Below are 16,260 nucleotides of genomic sequence, written 5' to 3' on the forward strand. Positions count from 1 at the left end.
TACCGTTACGGGCCATGAATTCCAGCGGAGCCGGTTCGGAGTTCGCCGGTGCGCCGGTGGCCGACGCGGCGCCACTGGCGCCACTGACCACGCTGCGGGTCGGACCGACCGCGCGGCGCCTGATCACCTGCACCACCAGCGAACAGGTGATCGCGACCCTGCGCCGGCTGGACGCCGAAACACCTGGCGCGCAACGTGACTCGGTGCTGGTCTTCGCCGGCGGCTCCAACCTGGTGATCTCCGACGCCCTGACCGGCCTGACCGCGGTGCGGCTGGCCAATGACGGCATCAGCGTCGACGGCAACCTGCTCCGCGCCCAGGCGGGCGCGGTATGGGACGACGTCGTGGTGACCGCCATCGAGCACGGGCTCGGCGGACTGGAATGCCTGTCCGGCATCCCGGGCTCGGCCGGGGCCACCCCGGTGCAGAACGTCGGGGCATACGGCGCCGAGGTCTCCGACACCATCACCCGGGTGCGGGTGCTCGATCGCGGCAGCGGCGAGGTGCGCTGGGTGCCCGGCAGCGAGCTGGACTTCGGTTACCGCACCAGCGTGTTCAAACGCCGCGGCGCCGGTGGACTCGAAATCCCTTCTGTCGTTTTGGAAGTGGAGTTCGCGCTGGACGCGTCCGGGCGCAGCGCGCCGCTGCGCTACGGAGAGCTGGCGGCCGCGCTGAACGTGGCCGTCGGCGAGCGCGCCGACCCGCAAGCCGTCCGCGACGCCGTGCTGGCCCTGCGGGCGCGCAAGGGCATGGTGCTCGACCCGGCCGACCACGACACCTGGAGCGTGGGCTCGTTCTTCACCAACCCGGTGGTAACCCCGGACGCCTACGAGCGGCTGGCCGCATCCGTCGACGGACCGGTCCCGAACTATCCGGCGCCCGACGGGATCAAGCTGGCCGCCGGCTGGCTGGTGGAGCGGGCCGGCTTCGGCAAGGGTTATCCGGACGACGCGACCGCCCGGTGCCGGCTTTCCACCAAGCACGCGCTGGCGCTGACCAACCGCGGAGGCGCCGGCTCCGAAGACGTGATTGCGCTGGCCCGCACGGTCCGCGACGGCGTCCGGGATGTGTTTGCCATCACACTGGTCCCCGAGCCCGTCCTGCTCGGCTGCAGGTTGTAGCCGCAGAATTTGGCGACGCGCGCCCGGCCCCGATTTGTGATGGCCGGGCCGCCCGATTTTCCCCGGTATCTTTGATTTTCGTGACCCCGTCCAACGCCCCGCGGCCGTTTAACCGGCGTGCGGCTTTGACGACCCTGGGAATGGGTGTGTTCGCCCCCAGCGTGCTGGCCGCCTGCGGCGGCACGACCGCGAAGCAGGCCGAGAAGAAAGAGCAGTCCGCACCGCAGCTCAAGTACCAGCCCGCCAATGCGACCGACAACGTGGTGCCGATCGCCCCGGTCAGCGTAGAGGTCAACGACGGCTGGTTCCAGCGCGTCACGCTGTCGAACTCGTCGGGCAAGGCCGTCGCGGGTGCCTTCAATCAGGACCGCACCGTCTACACGACCTCCGAGCCGCTGGGCTACGACCAGACCTATACCTGGAGCGGCTCGGCCGTCGGGCACGACGGCAAGGCGGTCCCGGTGGCGGGCAAATTCACCACGGTCTCGCCCACCAAGAAGATCGGCGGCTCATTCCAGCTCGCCGACGGCCAGACCGTCGGGATCGCGGCGCCGATCATCATCCAGTTCGACGCGCCGATCAGCGATAAGGCCGCCGTCGAGAAGGCGCTCACCGTCACCACGAATCCGCCGGTCGAGGGCAGCTGGGCTTGGTTGCCCGACGAGGCGGCCGGGGCGCGGGCGCACTGGCGCACTCGCGAGTACTACCCGGCCGGCACCACGGTCAACGTCGAGGCCAAGCTCTACGGCCTGCCGTTCGGCGACAGCGCCTACGGTGCCGACGACATCTCGCTGAACATCCAGATCGGTCGCCGGCAGGTGGTCAAGGCCGAGGTCTCGTCGCACCGAATCCAGGTGATCCGCGACGAGGGCGTCATCATGGACTTCCCGTGCAGCTACGGCGAGGCCGACAAGGCGCGCAACGTCACCCGCAACGGCATCCACGTGGTCAGCGAGAAATACGCCGACTTCTACATGTCCAACCCGGCCGCCGGCTACAGCCACATCCACGAACGCTGGGCGGTCCGGATCTCCAACAACGGCGAGTTCATCCACGCCAACCCGGCGAGCTCCGGCGCGCAGGGCAACACCAACGTCACCAACGGGTGTATCAATCTGTCGACGGGCGACGCCGAGCAGTACTTCCAATCGGCGATATACGGCGACCCGGTCGAGGTGACCGGCAGCTCGATCCAGCTGTCCTACTCCGACGGCGATCTCTGGGACTGGGCCGTCGACTGGGACACCTGGGTGGCCATGTCCGCGCTGCCGCCCCCGACTGCGCGCCCGCCGTCAACGCAGATCCCGGTCACCGCGCCGGTCACGCCGTCCAACGCGCCGACCCTGTCGGGCACCCCGACCACGTCGACGACACCGGCCAGCACCGGCCCTGCTACCCCTGGCGGTTAAACCGCGAGGTCGTGGCCTGGTCGCGCGGCTTCATCACGATCAAGTCGAGATCGACGTGCGACGGCCGCGACGCGACGAACCCGATCACCTCGGCCACATCGTCGGCCACCAGCGGCGTGATGCCCGTGTAGACCGCGTCCGCGCGCTGTTGGTCGCCGTCGAAGCGGACCAACGAGAACTCCGTTTCGACCGCGCCCGGGGCGATCTCGGTGAGCCGGACCGGCTTGCCCAGTAGCTCGCCGCGCAGTGTGCGGTGCATCGCGCCCTGGGCGTGTTTGGCCGCCGTGTAACCGGCGCCGCCGTCGTAAACCTCAAGTGCCGCAACGGAAGTAACAGTGACGATCAGCCCGTCGCCGGAGTCGATCAGCTTGGGCAGCAATGCGCGGGTGACCCGCAGCGTGCCGATCACGTTGGTCTCCCACATCCACTGCCAGTGCTCGAGTTCGGCCTCGGCGACCGGCGCCAGGCCTCGGGCTCCGCCGGCGTTGTTGACCAGCACATCGACGCGGTCCAATTTGCTCACCATTGTTTCGACCGATGCCTGATCTGTGACATCGGCCACAATCGCGGTACCCCCGATTTCACTGGCCAGGGCCTCAATCCGGTCCGCCCGGCGCGCCACCGCGACGACATGAAAGCCCTGCGCAGCCAGGTTGCGGGCGGTTGCTGCGCCGATCCCCGAGCTGGCCCCGGTGATTACTGCGACTCGTTTATTCCTGCCAGTTTTAACCATCGAAACAACCTTAATGAACGTGCTAGATTTTGCGTGTGCTCCTTAGCGCCCTGTCCAACACCACCACCGCCGCGTGTCTCTGCGCGGCGGGTGCGTGTTGTTGCTGCGCACTTTGCCGCTCCTGACCCCAGCCAGGTGTGGCCAAGACGGCCAGCAAAAATCGGACAAAAGGACGCTCGTGCGCACGAATACCCTCACCCATACCCATCATTCGCCCAGCCGTGCCGTCGGGCACCTGCCCGGTCAAAAGGGCCCTCGCTCGGTGCGCCGGCAAATCGTGCCGCCGGCGCTGAACATCCCCGACTCGGCGGCCGCCTCCGTCTTCCGGGCCGTCCGGCTGCGCGGCCCCGTCGGCCGTGACGTCATCGCCGGCGTCACCTCGCTGAGCATCGCCACGGTCAACCGCCAGGTCATCGCGCTGCTGGAAGCAGGGCTGCTGCGGGAACGCGCCGATTTGGCCGTCTCCGGCGCCATCGGCCGCCCGCGCGTGCCGGTGGAGGTCAACCACGAACCGTTCGTGACGCTGGGCATCCACATCGGCGCGCGAACCACCAGCATCGTCGCTACCGACCTGTTCGGCCGCACCCTCGACACGGTCGAGACCCCGACCCCGCGCAACCCGGCCGGCCCCGCCCTGGCGACGCTGGCCGACAGCGCCCGCCGCTACCTTCGGCGTTGGCATCGGCGGCGGCCGCTGTGGGTGGGGGTCGCCATCGGTGGCACCGTCGACGGCACCACCGGCCAGGTGGACCACCCGCGGCTGGGCTGGCGCCAGGCGCCGGTCGGGCAGGTGCTTGCCGACGCGCTGGGCCTGCCCGTCTCGGTGGCCTCGCACGTCGACGCCATGGCCGGCGCCGAGCTGCTGCTGGGCATGCGGCGCTTCCTGCCCAGCTCGCCGACCAGCTTGTACGTCTACGCCCGCGAGACCGTGGGCTATGCGCTGGTGATCGGCGGGCGGGTGCACGTCCCGGCCAGCGGACCGGGCACCATCGCGACCCTGCCGGCCCACTCCGAGCTGCTCGGCGGCACCGGCCAGCTCGAGTCCACCGTCAGTGACGAGGCCGTCGTGGCCGTCGCCCGCCAGCAACGCATCCTGCCGTTCGCCCCGGCGAACCGCCCGAACGGCTCCGCCACCGGCATCTCCGATCTGCTGCGGGTGGCGCGCGCCGGCAACCAGCAGGCCAAGGACCTGCTCGCCGAGCGGGGCCGGGTGCTCGGCGAGGCGGTGGCGCTGCTGCGCGACATGCTCAACCCCGACGAGCTGGTGGTCGGCGGCCAGGCTTTCACCGAGTATCCCGAGGCGATGGAGCAGGTGGAGGCGGCCTTCGTCGAACGCTCCGTGCTGGGGCCCCGCGACATCCGCCTCACCGCCTTCGGCAACCGGGTGCAGGAGGCCGGCGCGGGAACCGTCTCGCTGTCCGGGCTGTACGCCGACCCGCTGGGTGCGATGCGGCGCGCCGGGGCGCTGGATGCCCGGGTGCACGACGTGGCTCGCGACGAGTCGTCCGCCTGACGCGACTTTGTGTCCGGCGTGCTTCGGCTGGCCGGGAAACCATCCTGTAAAGATGACAGGGTGCGCCACGATGAGGTTTTCCGGCTGAATGAACCGCGCCGGGTTGCCGTGTTGGCGGTCCACACCTCACCACTGGCCCAGCCCGGCACCGGCGACGCGGGCGGCATGAACGTCTATGTGCTGCAGACCGCGTTGCACCTGGCGCGGCGCGGCATCGAGGTGGAGATCTTCACGCGCGCGACCGCCTCGGCCGACCCGCCGGTCGCGCGGGTGGCGCCCGGGGTGCTGGTCCGCAACGTCGTGGCGGGCCCTTTCGAGGGCCTGGACAAATACGACCTGCCCACCCAGCTGTGCGCGTTCGCCGCCGGGGTGTTGCGCGCCGAGGCATCACACGAGCCCGGCTACTACGACATCGTGCACTCGCACTACTGGTTGTCCGGGCAGGTCGGTTGGCTGGCGCGGGATCGCTGGGCGGTGCCGCTGGTGCACACCGCCCACACGCTCGCCGCGGTCAAGAACGCGGCGCTGGCGGAGGGGGATTCGCCCGAGCCGCCGCTGCGCACGGTCGGCGAGCAGCAGGTCGTCGACGAGGCGGACCGGCTGATCGTCAACACCGACGACGAAGCCAGGCAACTGATCTCGATCCACCACGCCGACCCGGCGCGGATCGATGTCGTGCACCCCGGAGTGGATCTCGACGTTTTCCGGCCCGGCGACCGCAGGGCCGCCCGCGCCGCACTGGGGCTGCCGCTCGACGAAGACATCGTGGCGTTCGTCGGCCGGATCCAGCCGCTGAAGGCGCCCGACATCGTGTTGCGCGCCGCCGCGCAGCTGCCCGGCGTGCGCATTGTGGTGGCCGGCGGGCCCTCGGGCAGCGGCCTGGCCTCCCCGGACGGATTGGTGCGGCTGGCCGACGAACTCGGTATCGCCGAGCGCGTGACGTTCCTGCCCCCGCAGTCGCGCCCGAATCTGGCCACGCTGTTCCAGGCGGCCAATCTGGTTGCGGTGCCCAGCTATTCGGAGTCCTTCGGTCTGGTCGCCCTCGAGGCGCAGGCGTGCGGGACGCCGGTGGCCGCGGCCGCGGTCGGCGGGCTGCCGGTGGCCGTGCGGGACGGGGTGACCGGCACGCTGGTCGCCGGGCACGACGTCGGGCACTGGGCGGACGCGCTGGGCCGGCTGCTGCGGTTGCCTGCGCCGCAAGCCGAGGAGATGGGCCGCGCGGCCGCCGCGCACGCCGCCACGTTCTCCTGGGACCACACCACCGACGCGCTGTTGGCCAGCTACCGGCGCGCGATCCGCGAATACACCGCCGAGCGCCGGGGCGTGGGCGCATGAGCGCCTCCACGGTGGAGCGAGTGATCGAGGATGCCCTGCAGGCCAGCGGGCTGAACTACTCGAAACACGCTGGCGCACATGGTGGTCTGTCGGGACTGGTGGTGGAACTGCCCGGCGAGCGCAAGCTCAAGACCAACACCATCCTGAACATCGGCGAGCATTCGGTGCGGGTGGAGGCGTTCGTGTGCCGCAAGCCCGACGAGAACCACGAAGGCGTCTACCGCTTCCTGCTCAAGCGCAACCGCCGCCTCTACGGCGTGGCCTACACGCTGGACAAGGTCGGAGACATCTATCTGGTGGGCCGCATGTCGCTGGCCTCGGTGGACGCCGACGAACTCGATCGGGTGCTCGGGCAGGTGCTCGAAGCGGTGGATTCGGACTTCAATACGTTGCTGGAGTTGGGTTTTCGTTCGTCGATCCAGAAAGAGTGGGAGTGGCGGGTGTCTCGCGGTGAGTCGCTGAAGAACCTGGAGGCCTTCGCTCACCTGATCGACGACGACGACGATGAAGACGCTGACGACCGCTGAATGAGTGCGTGAGAGACTGACCGGCATGGGTGACACCGCCACGCTGGTACTGCTTCGCCACGGCGAAAGCGAATGGAACTCGCTGAACCTCTTCACCGGTTGGGTCGACGTCGGCCTCACCGAGAAGGGCCGGACCGAGGCCGTGCGCAGCGGTGAGTTGCTGACCGAGAACAACCTGCTGCCCGACATCCTCTACACCTCGCTGCTGCGCCGGGCCATCTCCACCGCGCACCTTGCGCTGGACGCCGCCGACCGGCTGTGGATTCCGGTGCGGCGCACCTGGCGGCTCAACGAGCGTCATTACGGGGCGCTGCAGGGGCTGGACAAGGCCGAGACCAAGGCCCGCTACGGCGAGGACCAGTTCATGGCCTGGCGACGCAGCTACGACACGCCGCCCCCGCCCATCGAGAAGGGCAGCACCTACAGCCAGGACGCCGATCCCCGGTACGCCGACATCGGCGGCGGCCCGCTGACCGAGTGCCTGGCCGACGTGGTCGTGCGTTTCCTGCCGTATTTCACCGACGTCATCGTCCCGGACCTGCGCAGCGGCAAGACGGTGCTGATCGTGGCGCACGGCAACTCGCTGCGGGCCCTGGTCAAGCACCTCGACCAGGTGTCCGACGACGAGATCGCCGGATTGAACATCCCGACCGGCATCCCGTTGCGCTACGACCTGGGCGCTGACCTGCGGCCCGTGGTGCCCGGCGGCATCTATCTGGACCCGGAGGCGGCCGCCGCGGGCGCCGCGGCGGTCGCCAGCCAGGGGCGCGGCTGACGCCGGCGCGCCCGTCCCGTTTCGCGAGATAAAGGCCATTTAGCCAAACATCGCATGAACGGGAGCGGAACACCTGAGGCGCAAGATGTGACTTGTCCGATTTTGGCCTCGTTCCGCTAGGGCAGCGTTCAGGAAGATTTGTAGGATTTGCTATGTGACTGTGTTCTCGGCGCTGTTGCTGGCCGGGGTTTTGTCCGCGCTGGCGCTGGCCGCAGGTGTACTGGTCGGAATACGGCTGTCACCGCGGGCGGTGCAGCGCCGCCAGCGGGTCGAGTGGACCGGGATCACCGTCGCGCAGATGCTGCAACGCATCGTGGCGCTGATGCCGCTGGGCGCGGCGGTGGTGGACGCCCATCGCGACGTCGTCTATCTCAATGACCGGGCCAAGGAGTTGGGTCTGGTGCGCGACCGTCAGCTCGACGATCAGGCCTGGCAGGCGGCGCAGCAGGCCCTGACCGGCGTCGACGTCGAATTCGACCTACAGCCGGCGAAACGGTCGGGCGGCCGGTCCGGGCTCTCGGTGCACGGGCACGCCCGGTTGCTCAGCGAAGAAGACCGCCGGTTCGCCGTGGTCTTCGCCCACGATCAATCCGACTACGCGCGGATGGAAGCGACCCGGCGCGACTTCGTGGCCAACGTCAGCCACGAGCTCAAGACCCCGGTCGGTGCCATGGCGTTGCTCGCCGAGGCCCTGCTGGCCTCGTCCGACGACTCCGAAACCGTGCGGCGGTTCGCCGAGAAGGTGCTCGTGGAAGCCAACCGGCTGGGCGACATGGTCGCCGAGCTGATCGAGCTGTCCCGGCTACAGGGTGCCGAACGCCTGCCCACCGTCATCGAGGTCGACGTCGACAAGGTTGTGGGCGAAGCGATTTCGCGTCACAAGGTGGCAGCCGACAACGCCGATATCGCGGTGCGCACCGACGCGCCCAGCGGTTTGCGGGTGTTGGGCGACGAGACGCTGCTGGTCACCGCCCTGGCCAACCTGGTGTCCAACGCCATCGCCTACTCGCCGCCGGGTTCGCCGGTGTCGATCAGCCGCCGCCGCCGCGGCGAGAACATCGAGATCGCGGTGACCGACCGCGGCATCGGAATCGCTCTGGAAGACCAGGAGCGGGTTTTCGAGCGGTTCTTCCGCGGGGACAAGGCGCGCTCACGCGCCACCGGCGGCAGCGGGCTGGGCCTGGCCATCGTCAAGCACGTCGCGGCCAACCACAACGGCAGCATCGGCGTGTGGAGCAAACCCGGAACCGGATCGACATTCACCCTTTCCATTCCGGCGACCGAGGCGTCTGATCAAGACCAGGACGAATCCGAGCAAGCACCGGGTCGCGAGGTGCGGCCCAACCGCTCACAACGAGAGGAAGAACTAAGTCGATGACCAGTGTGCTGATCGTGGAGGACGAGGAGTCGCTGGCCGATCCGCTGGCCTTCCTGCTCCGCAAGGAAGGTTTCGAGGCCACCGTGGTGACCGACGGTTCGGCCGCGCTGGCCGAGTTTGACCGGGGCGGCGCCGACATCGTGCTGCTCGACCTGATGCTGCCCGGAATGTCCGGCACCGACGTCTGCAAGCAGCTGCGTGCGCGGTCCAGCGTGCCGGTGATCATGGTCACGGCCCGGGACAGCGAGATCGACAAGGTCGTGGGCCTCGAACTCGGCGCCGACGACTATGTGACCAAGCCGTATTCGGCGCGTGAGTTGATCGCGCGGATCCGGGCGGTGTTGCGCCGCGGCGGTGACGACGATTCCGAAATCAGCGATGGTGTGCTCGAATCCGGCCCCGTGCGGATGGACGTGGAACGTCACGTCGTGTCGGTCAATGGTGACACGATCACCTTGCCGCTCAAGGAGTTTGACCTTCTCGAGTATCTGATGCGCAACAGCGGCCGGGTGTTGACCCGCGGCCAGCTGATCGACCGGGTCTGGGGTGCCGACTATGTCGGCGACACCAAGACACTGGACGTGCACGTCAAGCGGCTGCGGTCCAAGATCGAAGCCGACCCGGCCAACCCGGTGCACCTGGTGACGGTGCGGGGGCTGGGTTACAAGCTCGAAGGCTAGCCCGACGGCTGCACCGGCGGGCCGGTGACGTCGAAGACACTCCGGTCATCGTCGTTGGCGCTCAACGTGATGCGCCGAACCGTGTCGGCCCCGCCGTTCTTGACACACCAGGGGGTGCGCCCGGATCGAGAAGAGGCTCACCCCGGGAGTCTTTCGTTGGTCTCGGGCGCTTCGGTCCCGCGCAGGCCCACCTCGGCGTGCCCGAGCACCGACCAACGCCGCTGACCGATCTCGATGTGGACGTCGGCCTGTTCGGTATTGGTGCACACCGCGGCGCCGCCGTCGGGATCGGTGTAGCCCAGACTCACGCATCGGTCCGGGGGCTGGTCGACCCGGATGAGCACCCGGCGACCGCCGATGCGTCCCGCCAGCTGCCAGTGCCGCGGGTCGAGCCTGGTGCGCATCCGCAGCGATGGCAAAGTGCTTGTGGGCCAATCCTTTCCGTCGAGCCGGAAGCGCACGAAAGCCATCGGTGCGAGCCGCCGCAGTCCCGGCTTGTGTGACACGGCGGTGACCACCTCGAGGACGTCGCCGCCTCCGAGGTCGGCGTGGATCCATCCCCAGCGTCTGGCGTTGCCGTGCCCGTAGATGTGGGCGACGGCGCCGCGCCATCCCGAAATGGGCGTGGCGGTGCCTTCGTCGGTCGATGAGCCGGTGAAGTCGGCGGTGGGGGCGAGGACGACCTGCGCGCCGGGCAACAACTCGCGCTCCCACATCGGGCGGGGGAATGTCCACAGCGGGCGGCCGGCGTCCGTCCAGGCCAGGTCCCAGGCCAGCGATCCGGCCCGGCCGGCCAGGCGCCCATCGGCCACTCGGACCCCGGCGGCGTCAAACCAGTCGGCGCCGGCCGCGGGCCGGGTGGGCTCGGGGCCGAACCGTTCGGTGCGGGGTGACCCGTCGGCCGGAAACCGGGTGACCCAGCCGTGGGCGTAGGGAGCGCCCTGCGCGGGAGCCACCGTCTCGCAATGGATCCACAACCCCGCGCCTGTCCGCGGGTCGGACAGGGTGGCGTACCAGACTTCGAGGCGCCCTGCCGTGCCGCGCCACCGTGGGGCGGCAGCTGATCGTTTTTCGTCGTCCATCGCCTGCTCCCGTCGCCGACCGTGGTGCGCGGCTTACCGGGTACGTCGGCAAGTATGCGGCTACTCGGCGATGCGAGTCGCCGGGTGCACCGCGATAAGCCCTAACTTGCTGCGGCGCTTGCACATTGCCGCCAGTTCCGAATACGCCTTTGCACCCAGCAGCTCGGTGAGTTCGTCGGCCAGGCTTTCCCACACCTGCTTGGCGCCGACATGGGCGGCCGGATCGCCGGTGCAGTACCAGTGCAGGTCGGCGCCGCCGGAACCCCAACCGCGGCGGTCGTATTCGGTGACCCAGGTCTTGAGGATCTCGGTGCCGTCGGGCCGCGTCACCCACTCCTGGCTGCGCCGGATCGGCAACTGCCAGCAGACATCCGGCTTCATGGTCAGCGGCGGAACGCCCAGCTTGAGGGCCTTGCTGTGCAGCGCGCAGCCGACGCCGCCGGCGAAGCCCGGCCGGTTAAGGAAGATACACGCATCTTTGTGCTTGCGGGTGCGGTACTGCGGTTGGCCGTCATGCTCGTCGAGCTCCAGATAACCCTTGCGGCCCAACCCTTTTTCGCGAAATTGCCAGTCGGCGTCCGACAGCTTTTTCACCGCGTCGTCCAGGCGGGCGCGGTCGTCGTCGTCGGACAGGAAGGCACCGTGCGAGCAGCACCCGTCGTCCGGTCGGCCCGCCACCGTGCCCCGGCAGGCCGGAGTGCCGAACACGCAAGTCCACCGGGAGAGCAGCCAGGTCAGGTCCGCCGCGATCAGGTGCTCGGGGTTGTCGGGGTCGTAGAACTCCACCCATTCGCGGGCGAAGTCCAGCTCGACCTCTTGACCCGGTTCCGGGTGCGAATTCGCCACGTGATCCACGTTAGACCACGGTTCGGCCCATCGGAGCCGCTGACACTCGGGGCCCGTATGGCGGCGATCACGGCGGGTTAACCGGGTCGCGCAAAGCACCGCCCATGAGGCTTCGTTAGGTTGTTTACGTGCGATTGGGCGTTCTCGACGTGGGCAGCAACACGGTGCATCTGCTGGTGGTCGATGCCCACCGCGGGGGTCATCCGACGCCGATGAGTTCGACGAAAGCCACGCTGCGTCTGGCCGAGGCCACTGACAGCGCCGGCAAGATCACCAAACGCGGTGCCGAGAAGCTGATCTCCACGATCGACGAATTCGCCAAGATCGCCGACAGTTCGGGCTGCGCGGAGATGATGGCCTTCGCCACATCCGCGGTCCGCGATGCCGGCAACTCCGAGGACGTGCTGAGCCGGGTCCGCAAGGAGACCGGCGTGGAACTGCGGGTGCTGACCGGCGTCGACGAGTCGCGGCTGACCTTCCTGGCGGTGCGCCGGTGGTACGGGTGGAGCGCGGGCCGCATCATCAACCTGGACATCGGTGGCGGCTCGCTGGAGATGTCCAGCGGCGTTGACGAGGAGCCCGAGGTCGCGTTGTCACTGCCGCTTGGCGCCGGACGGCTCACCCGTGAATGGCTGCCCGACGATCCACCCGGGCGGCGCCGGGTGGCGATGCTGCGCGACTGGCTGGACGCCGAGCTCTCCGAAGCCAGCGTGAACATCCTCGAAGCGGGTAGTCCCGACCTGACGGTGGCGACCTCGAAGACTTTCCGCTCGCTGGCGCGGCTCACCGGTGCGGCGCCGTCGGGCGCTGGACCAAGGGTCAAGAGGACGCTCACAGCAAACGGCCTCAGGCAACTCATATCTTTCATCTCTAGGATGACGACCGCTGACCGGGCAGAACTGGAAGGAGTGAGCGCCGAGCGGGCACCGCAGATCGTTGCGGGTGCTCTGGTGGCGGAGGCAAGCATGAGAGCGCTGTCGATCGAATCGGTGGATATTTGCCCGTGGGCATTACGGGAAGGTCTCATCTTGCGCAAACTCGACAGCGAAGCCGACGGATCGGCCCTCATGGAGCCTTCGGTGCGTAATGCTGGAGGTCAGGTAGTTGATCGGAATCAGAACCGATCGAGAGGCGACAAACCATGACCGGACCGCACTCCGAGACCGAGAGCCCCGGCACTCGGCCCATCTCGGTTGCCGAATTGCTGGCCAGAAACGGAACCATCGGCGCCCCCGCGGTCACCCGGCGGCGTCGCCGCCGGCGCGGCGACAGCGACTCGGTGACCGTCGCCGAGCTGACCGGCGACCTGCCGGTGATCCGCGATGACGACGACGAACCCGGACGCAACGCCAACGAAGCCACGGACACGATCGACGCAGTCGACGCGGCCCCGCCCGCCGAGCCTGCCGCCCGGGAGGCTGCCGCCGAACCGGTGACCAAAGCCCAGCCCAATGCGCCCTACTGGTCCGAGCCCGAGCCGCGCTGGCCCAAGTCACCGCCGCAGCCCAAACGCGCGGCGGGGCCCGAGCGCAGCGAATACCCGCGGCCGTTGCCCGACGCCGGCCCGTCGGGCGCGTCCGCTAATGGCACCGGCCAGGCCGGCTCCGGGGCCGAGGACATGAGCTTCGACCCGCTGGACCACTACGCCGACGTCCCGGTGGATGTCATGGACTCCGAAGTGCGCGAGGCCGAACCGGCGCTGGAGGACTCCGCCTACGTGCGCTCCTTCCTGCGATCCGGGGATGCCGAGGACGACGAGGACGGCTCGGGGCCGCTGCCGGCCCGCGTGCTCGGCGACGACGAGCACCTCGAGCTCGAGGACCGGCACGCGGACGCCGCCGCGGACGCTCACCCGGAGCAGGGCAGATTCGACGCGGTGTGGCGCGGCGGCGTGGTCGTGCTGCAGTCGATGCTGGCCGTCGCGTTCGGCGGTGGGCTGTTCGTGGCCTTCGACCAGCTGTGGCGCTGGAACAGCCTGGTGGCGTTGGTGCTATCGGTGCTGGTCATCCTCGGTCTGGTGGCCGGGGTGCGGGTGGTCCGCAAGACCGAGGACATCGCCAGCACGTTGATCGCGGTCGCGGTGGGTGCGCTGATCACCCTGGGACCCTTGGCGCTCTCGTTGCAATCGGGCTAAGCGGCACCGTAGACAGTGCGCCCCGCCATCAAAGTCGGCCTTTCCACGGCTTCGGTGTACCCCTTGCGGGCCGAGGCCGCCTTCGAGTACGCGGCCCGGCTCGGCTACGACGGTGTCGAGCTGATGGTGTGGGCCGAATCGGTCAGCCAGGACGTCGCCGCGGTCAAGAAGCTGTCGCGGCACTACCGCGTCCCGGTGTTGTCGGTGCACGCGCCCTGCCTGCTGATCTCGCAGCGGGTGTGGGGCGCCAACCCGGTGCCCAAGCTGGATCGCAGCGTGCGTGCCGCCGAGCAGCTGGGCGCGCAGACCGTGGTGGTGCACCCGCCGTTTCGCTGGCAGCGGCGCTACGCCGAGGGTTTCTCCGAGCAGGTGGCGAAGCTGGAAGCGTCCAGCGACGTGATGGTCGCGGTGGAGAACATGTTCCCGTTCCGGGCGGACCGCCTCTTCGGAGCCGGCCAGTCGCTGGAACGGATGCGCAAACGCGGGGGCGGGCCCGGCGCGGCGATCTCGGCGTTCGCGCCCTCCTATGACCCGCTCGACGGCAATCACGCGCACTACACGCTGGACCTGTCCCACACCGCGACCGCGGGCACCGACTCGTTGGACATGGCACAGCGGATGGGGTCGGGGCTGGTGCACTTGCACCTGTGCGACGGCAACGGCCTGCCCGCCGACGAGCACCTGGTGCCGGGCCGCGGCACGCAGCCGACCGCCGAGGTGTGCCAGATGCTGGCCGGCAGCCATTTCGCCGGGCACGTCATCCTGGAGGTGTCGACGTCCAGCGCACGTTCCGCCAACGAGCGCGAGGCCATGCTCGCCGAATCGCTGCAGTTTGCCCGCACGCATCTGCTGCGCTGACCAAGCCAGGAGAAATCCAGACAACATGACTGCGTTATTCACCACCGCGATGACGTTGCGGGAGGTCGGTTCGGGCGTCTTTGAGGGCGAGCTCGACAAGCGCTGGACCATCGGCCCGAAGGTGCACGGCGGCGCGATGCTGGCGCTGTGCGCCAACGCCGCCCGTACCGCCTGCGGTGGCCACCCGGACGGCCCGGAATCGGTCCAGCAACCCGTCGCGGTGTCGGCCAGCTATCTTTGGGCGCCCGATCCGGGGCAGGTCCAATTGGTGACGTCGATCCGCAAGCGGGGGCGCCGGATCAGCGTCGTCGACGTCGAGCTCAACCAGGGCAACCGCACCGCGGTGCACGCCGTGGTGAACCTCGGCGAGCCCGAGCACTTTCCACCCGACGGTGCGGTCAAGCCCTTGCTGTCGGCCAATCCGGTGGCCGGCCTGATGGCGCCCGAGCCCCCCGACGACATCGAGCCGATCGGGCCGGGTCATCCGCTGGCCGGCCTCGTGCACCTGGGGGAGGGCTGCGACGTGCGGCCGGTGCTGTCGACGATGGCGCTGCGCAGCGACGGGCGGCCGCCGGTGATCCAGATGTGGGCGCGCCCCCGTGGGGTGGCCCCGGATGCGCTGTTTGCGCTCATGTGCGGCGATCTGTCGGCGCCGGTGACCTTCGCCGTGGACCGCACCGGCTGGGCGCCCACAATCCAGCTCACGGCGTTCCTGCGGGGCCTGCCGGCCGACGGCTGGCTGCGCATCGTCGCGACCTGTACCGAGATCGGGCAGGACTGGTTCGACGAGGACCACACCGTCGTCGACAGCCTGGGCCGCCTGGTGGTGCAGGCCCGCCAATTGGCATTGGTCCCTGCCGCTCGCTAGAGCGCGGTGTCTGCGATGCTGTCCGGCATGGCAAGAATCGCGATCATCGGTGGCGGCAGCATCGGGGAGGCACTGCTGTCGGGTCTGCTGCGGGCGGGCCGGCAGGTCAAGGACCTGGTGGTGGTCGAGCGGGTTCCCGAGCGCGCCAAGTACCTGGCGGACACCTATTCGGTGCTGATCAGCTCGGTGTCCGACGCGGTGGAGAACGCGTCCTTCGTCGTGGTCGCGGTCAAACCCGCCGACGTCGAGTCAGTGATGGGGGAGATCGCCCGGGCGGCAGGCGCCGCCGAGAGCGACACCGCCGAGCAGGTGTTCGTCACCGTCGCGGCCGGGATCACCATCACCTACTTCGAGGCCAAACTTCCCGCCGGGACGCCGGTGGTGCGGGCCATGCCGAACGCGGCGGCCCTGGTCGGCGCCGGGGTCACGGCCCTGGCCAAGGGCCGGTTCGTCACCGCGCCGCAGCTCGAGGGCGTCTCGGCCCTGTTTGACTCCGTAGGCGGCGTGCTGAGCGTCCCGGAGGCCCAGATGGACGCCGTCACCGCGCTGTCGGGCTCCGGACCGGCGTATTTCTTCCTGCTGGTCGAGGCCCTGATCGACGCCGGCGTCGCGGCGGGTCTGAGCCGTGAGGTGGCCGCGGACCTGACCGCGCAGACCATGGCCGGCTCGGCCGCGATGCTGCTCGAGCGCATGGACGCCGATCGGCAGCTGGGCGAGGCCGAGGCTCCGGGGCTGCGGGTGGACGCCACTGCGACGCAGCTGAGGGCGACGGTGACCTCGCCTGGCGGTACCACCGCGGCGGGCCTGCGTGAGCTGGAACGGGCGGGCCTGCGAGCGGCCGTCGACGCCGCCGTTCAGGCCGCCAAAAAGCGCTCTGAGCAGCTAAGAATTACATCAGAGTAATCCAAGTTTTTTGAACTGATTGTCCCCCACCAGTACCAGTAACCCCATTAGTCCCGCTATTCTCCTTGTGTAAGCACGTGTGGGTGCCAGCGGAGGGG

16 protein-coding genes are annotated in these 16,260 nt (G+C 69.2%); 13 read left to right on the forward strand and 3 right to left on the reverse strand.

The annotated features are described in order from the left end of the window. The first annotated feature begins 14 nt into the window (after positions 1–14). Together ACZYVJ_RS17945 and ACZYVJ_RS17950 are read left to right on the forward strand one after the other, a co-directional pair. Positions 15–1,121, forward strand: a complete 1,107-nt coding sequence (locus tag ACZYVJ_RS17945) for a UDP-N-acetylmuramate dehydrogenase (RefSeq protein WP_463832256.1) — start codon at positions 15–17, stop codon at positions 1,119–1,121. Between the two features lie 71 nt (positions 1,122–1,192). Beyond that, positions 1,193–2,530: a L,D-transpeptidase gene (locus tag ACZYVJ_RS17950; protein ID WP_463832257.1), complete on the forward strand. Its 1,338-nt coding sequence runs from the start codon at positions 1,193–1,195 to the stop codon at positions 2,528–2,530. On the opposite strand, the gene ACZYVJ_RS17955 is transcribed toward ACZYVJ_RS17950, so the two are convergent. Next, positions 2,514–3,263 carry an SDR family NAD(P)-dependent oxidoreductase gene (locus ACZYVJ_RS17955; protein ID WP_463832258.1) on the reverse strand — a complete coding sequence of 250 codons (750 nt, stop codon included), beginning with the start codon at positions 3,261–3,263 and terminating at the stop codon, positions 2,514–2,516. The genes ACZYVJ_RS17950 and ACZYVJ_RS17955 overlap by 17 nt on opposite strands. Positions 3,264–3,498: 235 nt before the next feature. Between ACZYVJ_RS17955 and ACZYVJ_RS17960 the strand changes: the two genes are divergently transcribed. The 6 genes from ACZYVJ_RS17960 (at position 3,499) to regX (ending at position 9,471) form a co-directional block, all read left to right on the forward strand. Further along, the gene (locus ACZYVJ_RS17960) at positions 3,499–4,776 is read left to right on the forward strand and encodes an ROK family protein (protein WP_463833046.1); all 1,278 of its coding nucleotides are present in this window, start codon (positions 3,499–3,501) and stop codon (positions 4,774–4,776) included. Between the two features lie 27 nt (positions 4,777–4,803). After that, positions 4,804–6,111 (forward strand): D-inositol-3-phosphate glycosyltransferase, encoded by a 1,308-nt coding sequence (gene mshA, locus ACZYVJ_RS17965; RefSeq protein WP_463833047.1) that lies wholly within the window; start codon positions 4,804–4,806, stop codon positions 6,109–6,111. After that, the gene (locus ACZYVJ_RS17970; protein WP_463832259.1) at positions 6,108–6,638 is read left to right on the forward strand and encodes a type III secretion system chaperone family protein; all 531 of its coding nucleotides are present in this window, start codon (positions 6,108–6,110) and stop codon (positions 6,636–6,638) included. The genes mshA and ACZYVJ_RS17970 overlap by 4 nt, the downstream gene beginning before the upstream one ends. A gap of 25 nt (positions 6,639–6,663) precedes the next feature. Further along, entirely contained in the window at positions 6,664–7,413 is a 750-nt protein-coding gene (locus ACZYVJ_RS17975) for a phosphoglyceromutase (RefSeq protein ID WP_463832260.1), read from the forward strand. Positions 7,414–7,567: 154 nt separating this feature from the next. Next, complete coding sequence (locus ACZYVJ_RS17980; protein WP_463832261.1) at positions 7,568–8,791, forward strand: sensor histidine kinase; 1,224 nt, start codon at positions 7,568–7,570, stop codon at positions 8,789–8,791. Beyond that, positions 8,788–9,471, forward strand: coding sequence for a two-component sensory transduction protein RegX (gene regX / locus ACZYVJ_RS17985; RefSeq protein WP_007768263.1), 684 nt, complete (start codon positions 8,788–8,790; stop codon positions 9,469–9,471). Before ACZYVJ_RS17980 ends, regX begins: the two co-directional genes overlap by 4 nt. A 137-nt stretch (positions 9,472–9,608) precedes the next feature. Here regX and ACZYVJ_RS17990 read toward each other — a convergent pair whose 3' ends face one another. Both ACZYVJ_RS17990 and ACZYVJ_RS17995 read right to left on the reverse strand, forming a co-directional pair. Then, the gene (locus ACZYVJ_RS17990; protein ID WP_463832262.1) at positions 9,609–10,553 is read right to left on the reverse strand and encodes a hypothetical protein; all 945 of its coding nucleotides are present in this window, start codon (positions 10,551–10,553) and stop codon (positions 9,609–9,611) included. A gap of 60 nt (positions 10,554–10,613) precedes the next feature. Further along, a complete protein-coding gene (locus tag ACZYVJ_RS17995) occupies positions 10,614–11,408 on the reverse strand; it encodes a DUF3109 family protein (protein ID WP_463832263.1) in 795 nt (264 codons plus the stop codon). Positions 11,409–11,527: 119 nt separating this feature from the next. On the opposite strand from ACZYVJ_RS17995, the gene ACZYVJ_RS18000 reads away from it, so the two are divergent. From ACZYVJ_RS18000 to proC, 5 genes are read left to right on the forward strand one after another with little or no spacing between them, the layout of a single operon-like run. Then, complete coding sequence (locus tag ACZYVJ_RS18000; RefSeq protein WP_463832264.1) at positions 11,528–12,544, forward strand: Ppx/GppA family phosphatase; 1,017 nt, start codon at positions 11,528–11,530, stop codon at positions 12,542–12,544. Then, positions 12,541–13,533: a hypothetical protein gene (locus tag ACZYVJ_RS18005; protein WP_463832265.1), complete on the forward strand. Its 993-nt coding sequence runs from the start codon at positions 12,541–12,543 to the stop codon at positions 13,531–13,533. The genes ACZYVJ_RS18000 and ACZYVJ_RS18005 overlap by 4 nt, the downstream gene beginning before the upstream one ends. 15 nt (positions 13,534–13,548) lie before the next feature. After that, positions 13,549–14,391: a sugar phosphate isomerase/epimerase family protein gene (locus ACZYVJ_RS18010; protein WP_463832266.1), complete on the forward strand. Its 843-nt coding sequence runs from the start codon at positions 13,549–13,551 to the stop codon at positions 14,389–14,391. Between the two features lie 25 nt (positions 14,392–14,416). Further along, entirely contained in the window at positions 14,417–15,259 is an 843-nt protein-coding gene (locus tag ACZYVJ_RS18015) for a thioesterase family protein (RefSeq protein WP_463832267.1), read from the forward strand. Between the two features lie 27 nt (positions 15,260–15,286). Beyond that, positions 15,287–16,162: a pyrroline-5-carboxylate reductase gene (gene proC / locus ACZYVJ_RS18020; protein ID WP_463832268.1), complete on the forward strand. Its 876-nt coding sequence runs from the start codon at positions 15,287–15,289 to the stop codon at positions 16,160–16,162. The last annotated feature ends 98 nt before the right edge of the window (positions 16,163–16,260 follow it).

The organism is Mycobacterium sp. IDUB_3 (assembly GCF_055419585.1).

What these genes read in the sequence shown, in the direction of transcription:
- ACZYVJ_RS17945 (WP_463832256.1), top strand. Translation starts at nt 15, where the DNA reads ATGAATTCCAGCGGAGCCGGTTCGGAGTTCGCCGGTGCGCCGGTGGCC.
- ACZYVJ_RS17955 (WP_463832258.1), bottom strand. Translation starts at nt 3,263, where the DNA reads ATGGTTAAAACTGGCAGGAATAAACGAGTCGCAGTAATCACCGGGGCC.
- ACZYVJ_RS17970 (WP_463832259.1), top strand. Translation starts at nt 6,108, where the DNA reads ATGAGCGCCTCCACGGTGGAGCGAGTGATCGAGGATGCCCTGCAGGCC.
- ACZYVJ_RS17975 (WP_463832260.1), top strand. Translation starts at nt 6,664, where the DNA reads ATGGGTGACACCGCCACGCTGGTACTGCTTCGCCACGGCGAAAGCGAA.
- regX (WP_007768263.1), top strand. Translation starts at nt 8,788, where the DNA reads ATGACCAGTGTGCTGATCGTGGAGGACGAGGAGTCGCTGGCCGATCCG.
- ACZYVJ_RS17990 (WP_463832262.1), bottom strand. Translation starts at nt 10,553, where the DNA reads ATGGACGACGAAAAACGATCAGCTGCCGCCCCACGGTGGCGCGGCACG.
- ACZYVJ_RS18005 (WP_463832265.1), top strand. Translation starts at nt 12,541, where the DNA reads ATGACCGGACCGCACTCCGAGACCGAGAGCCCCGGCACTCGGCCCATC.
- ACZYVJ_RS18015 (WP_463832267.1), top strand. Translation starts at nt 14,417, where the DNA reads ATGACTGCGTTATTCACCACCGCGATGACGTTGCGGGAGGTCGGTTCG.
- proC (WP_463832268.1), top strand. Translation starts at nt 15,287, where the DNA reads ATGGCAAGAATCGCGATCATCGGTGGCGGCAGCATCGGGGAGGCACTG.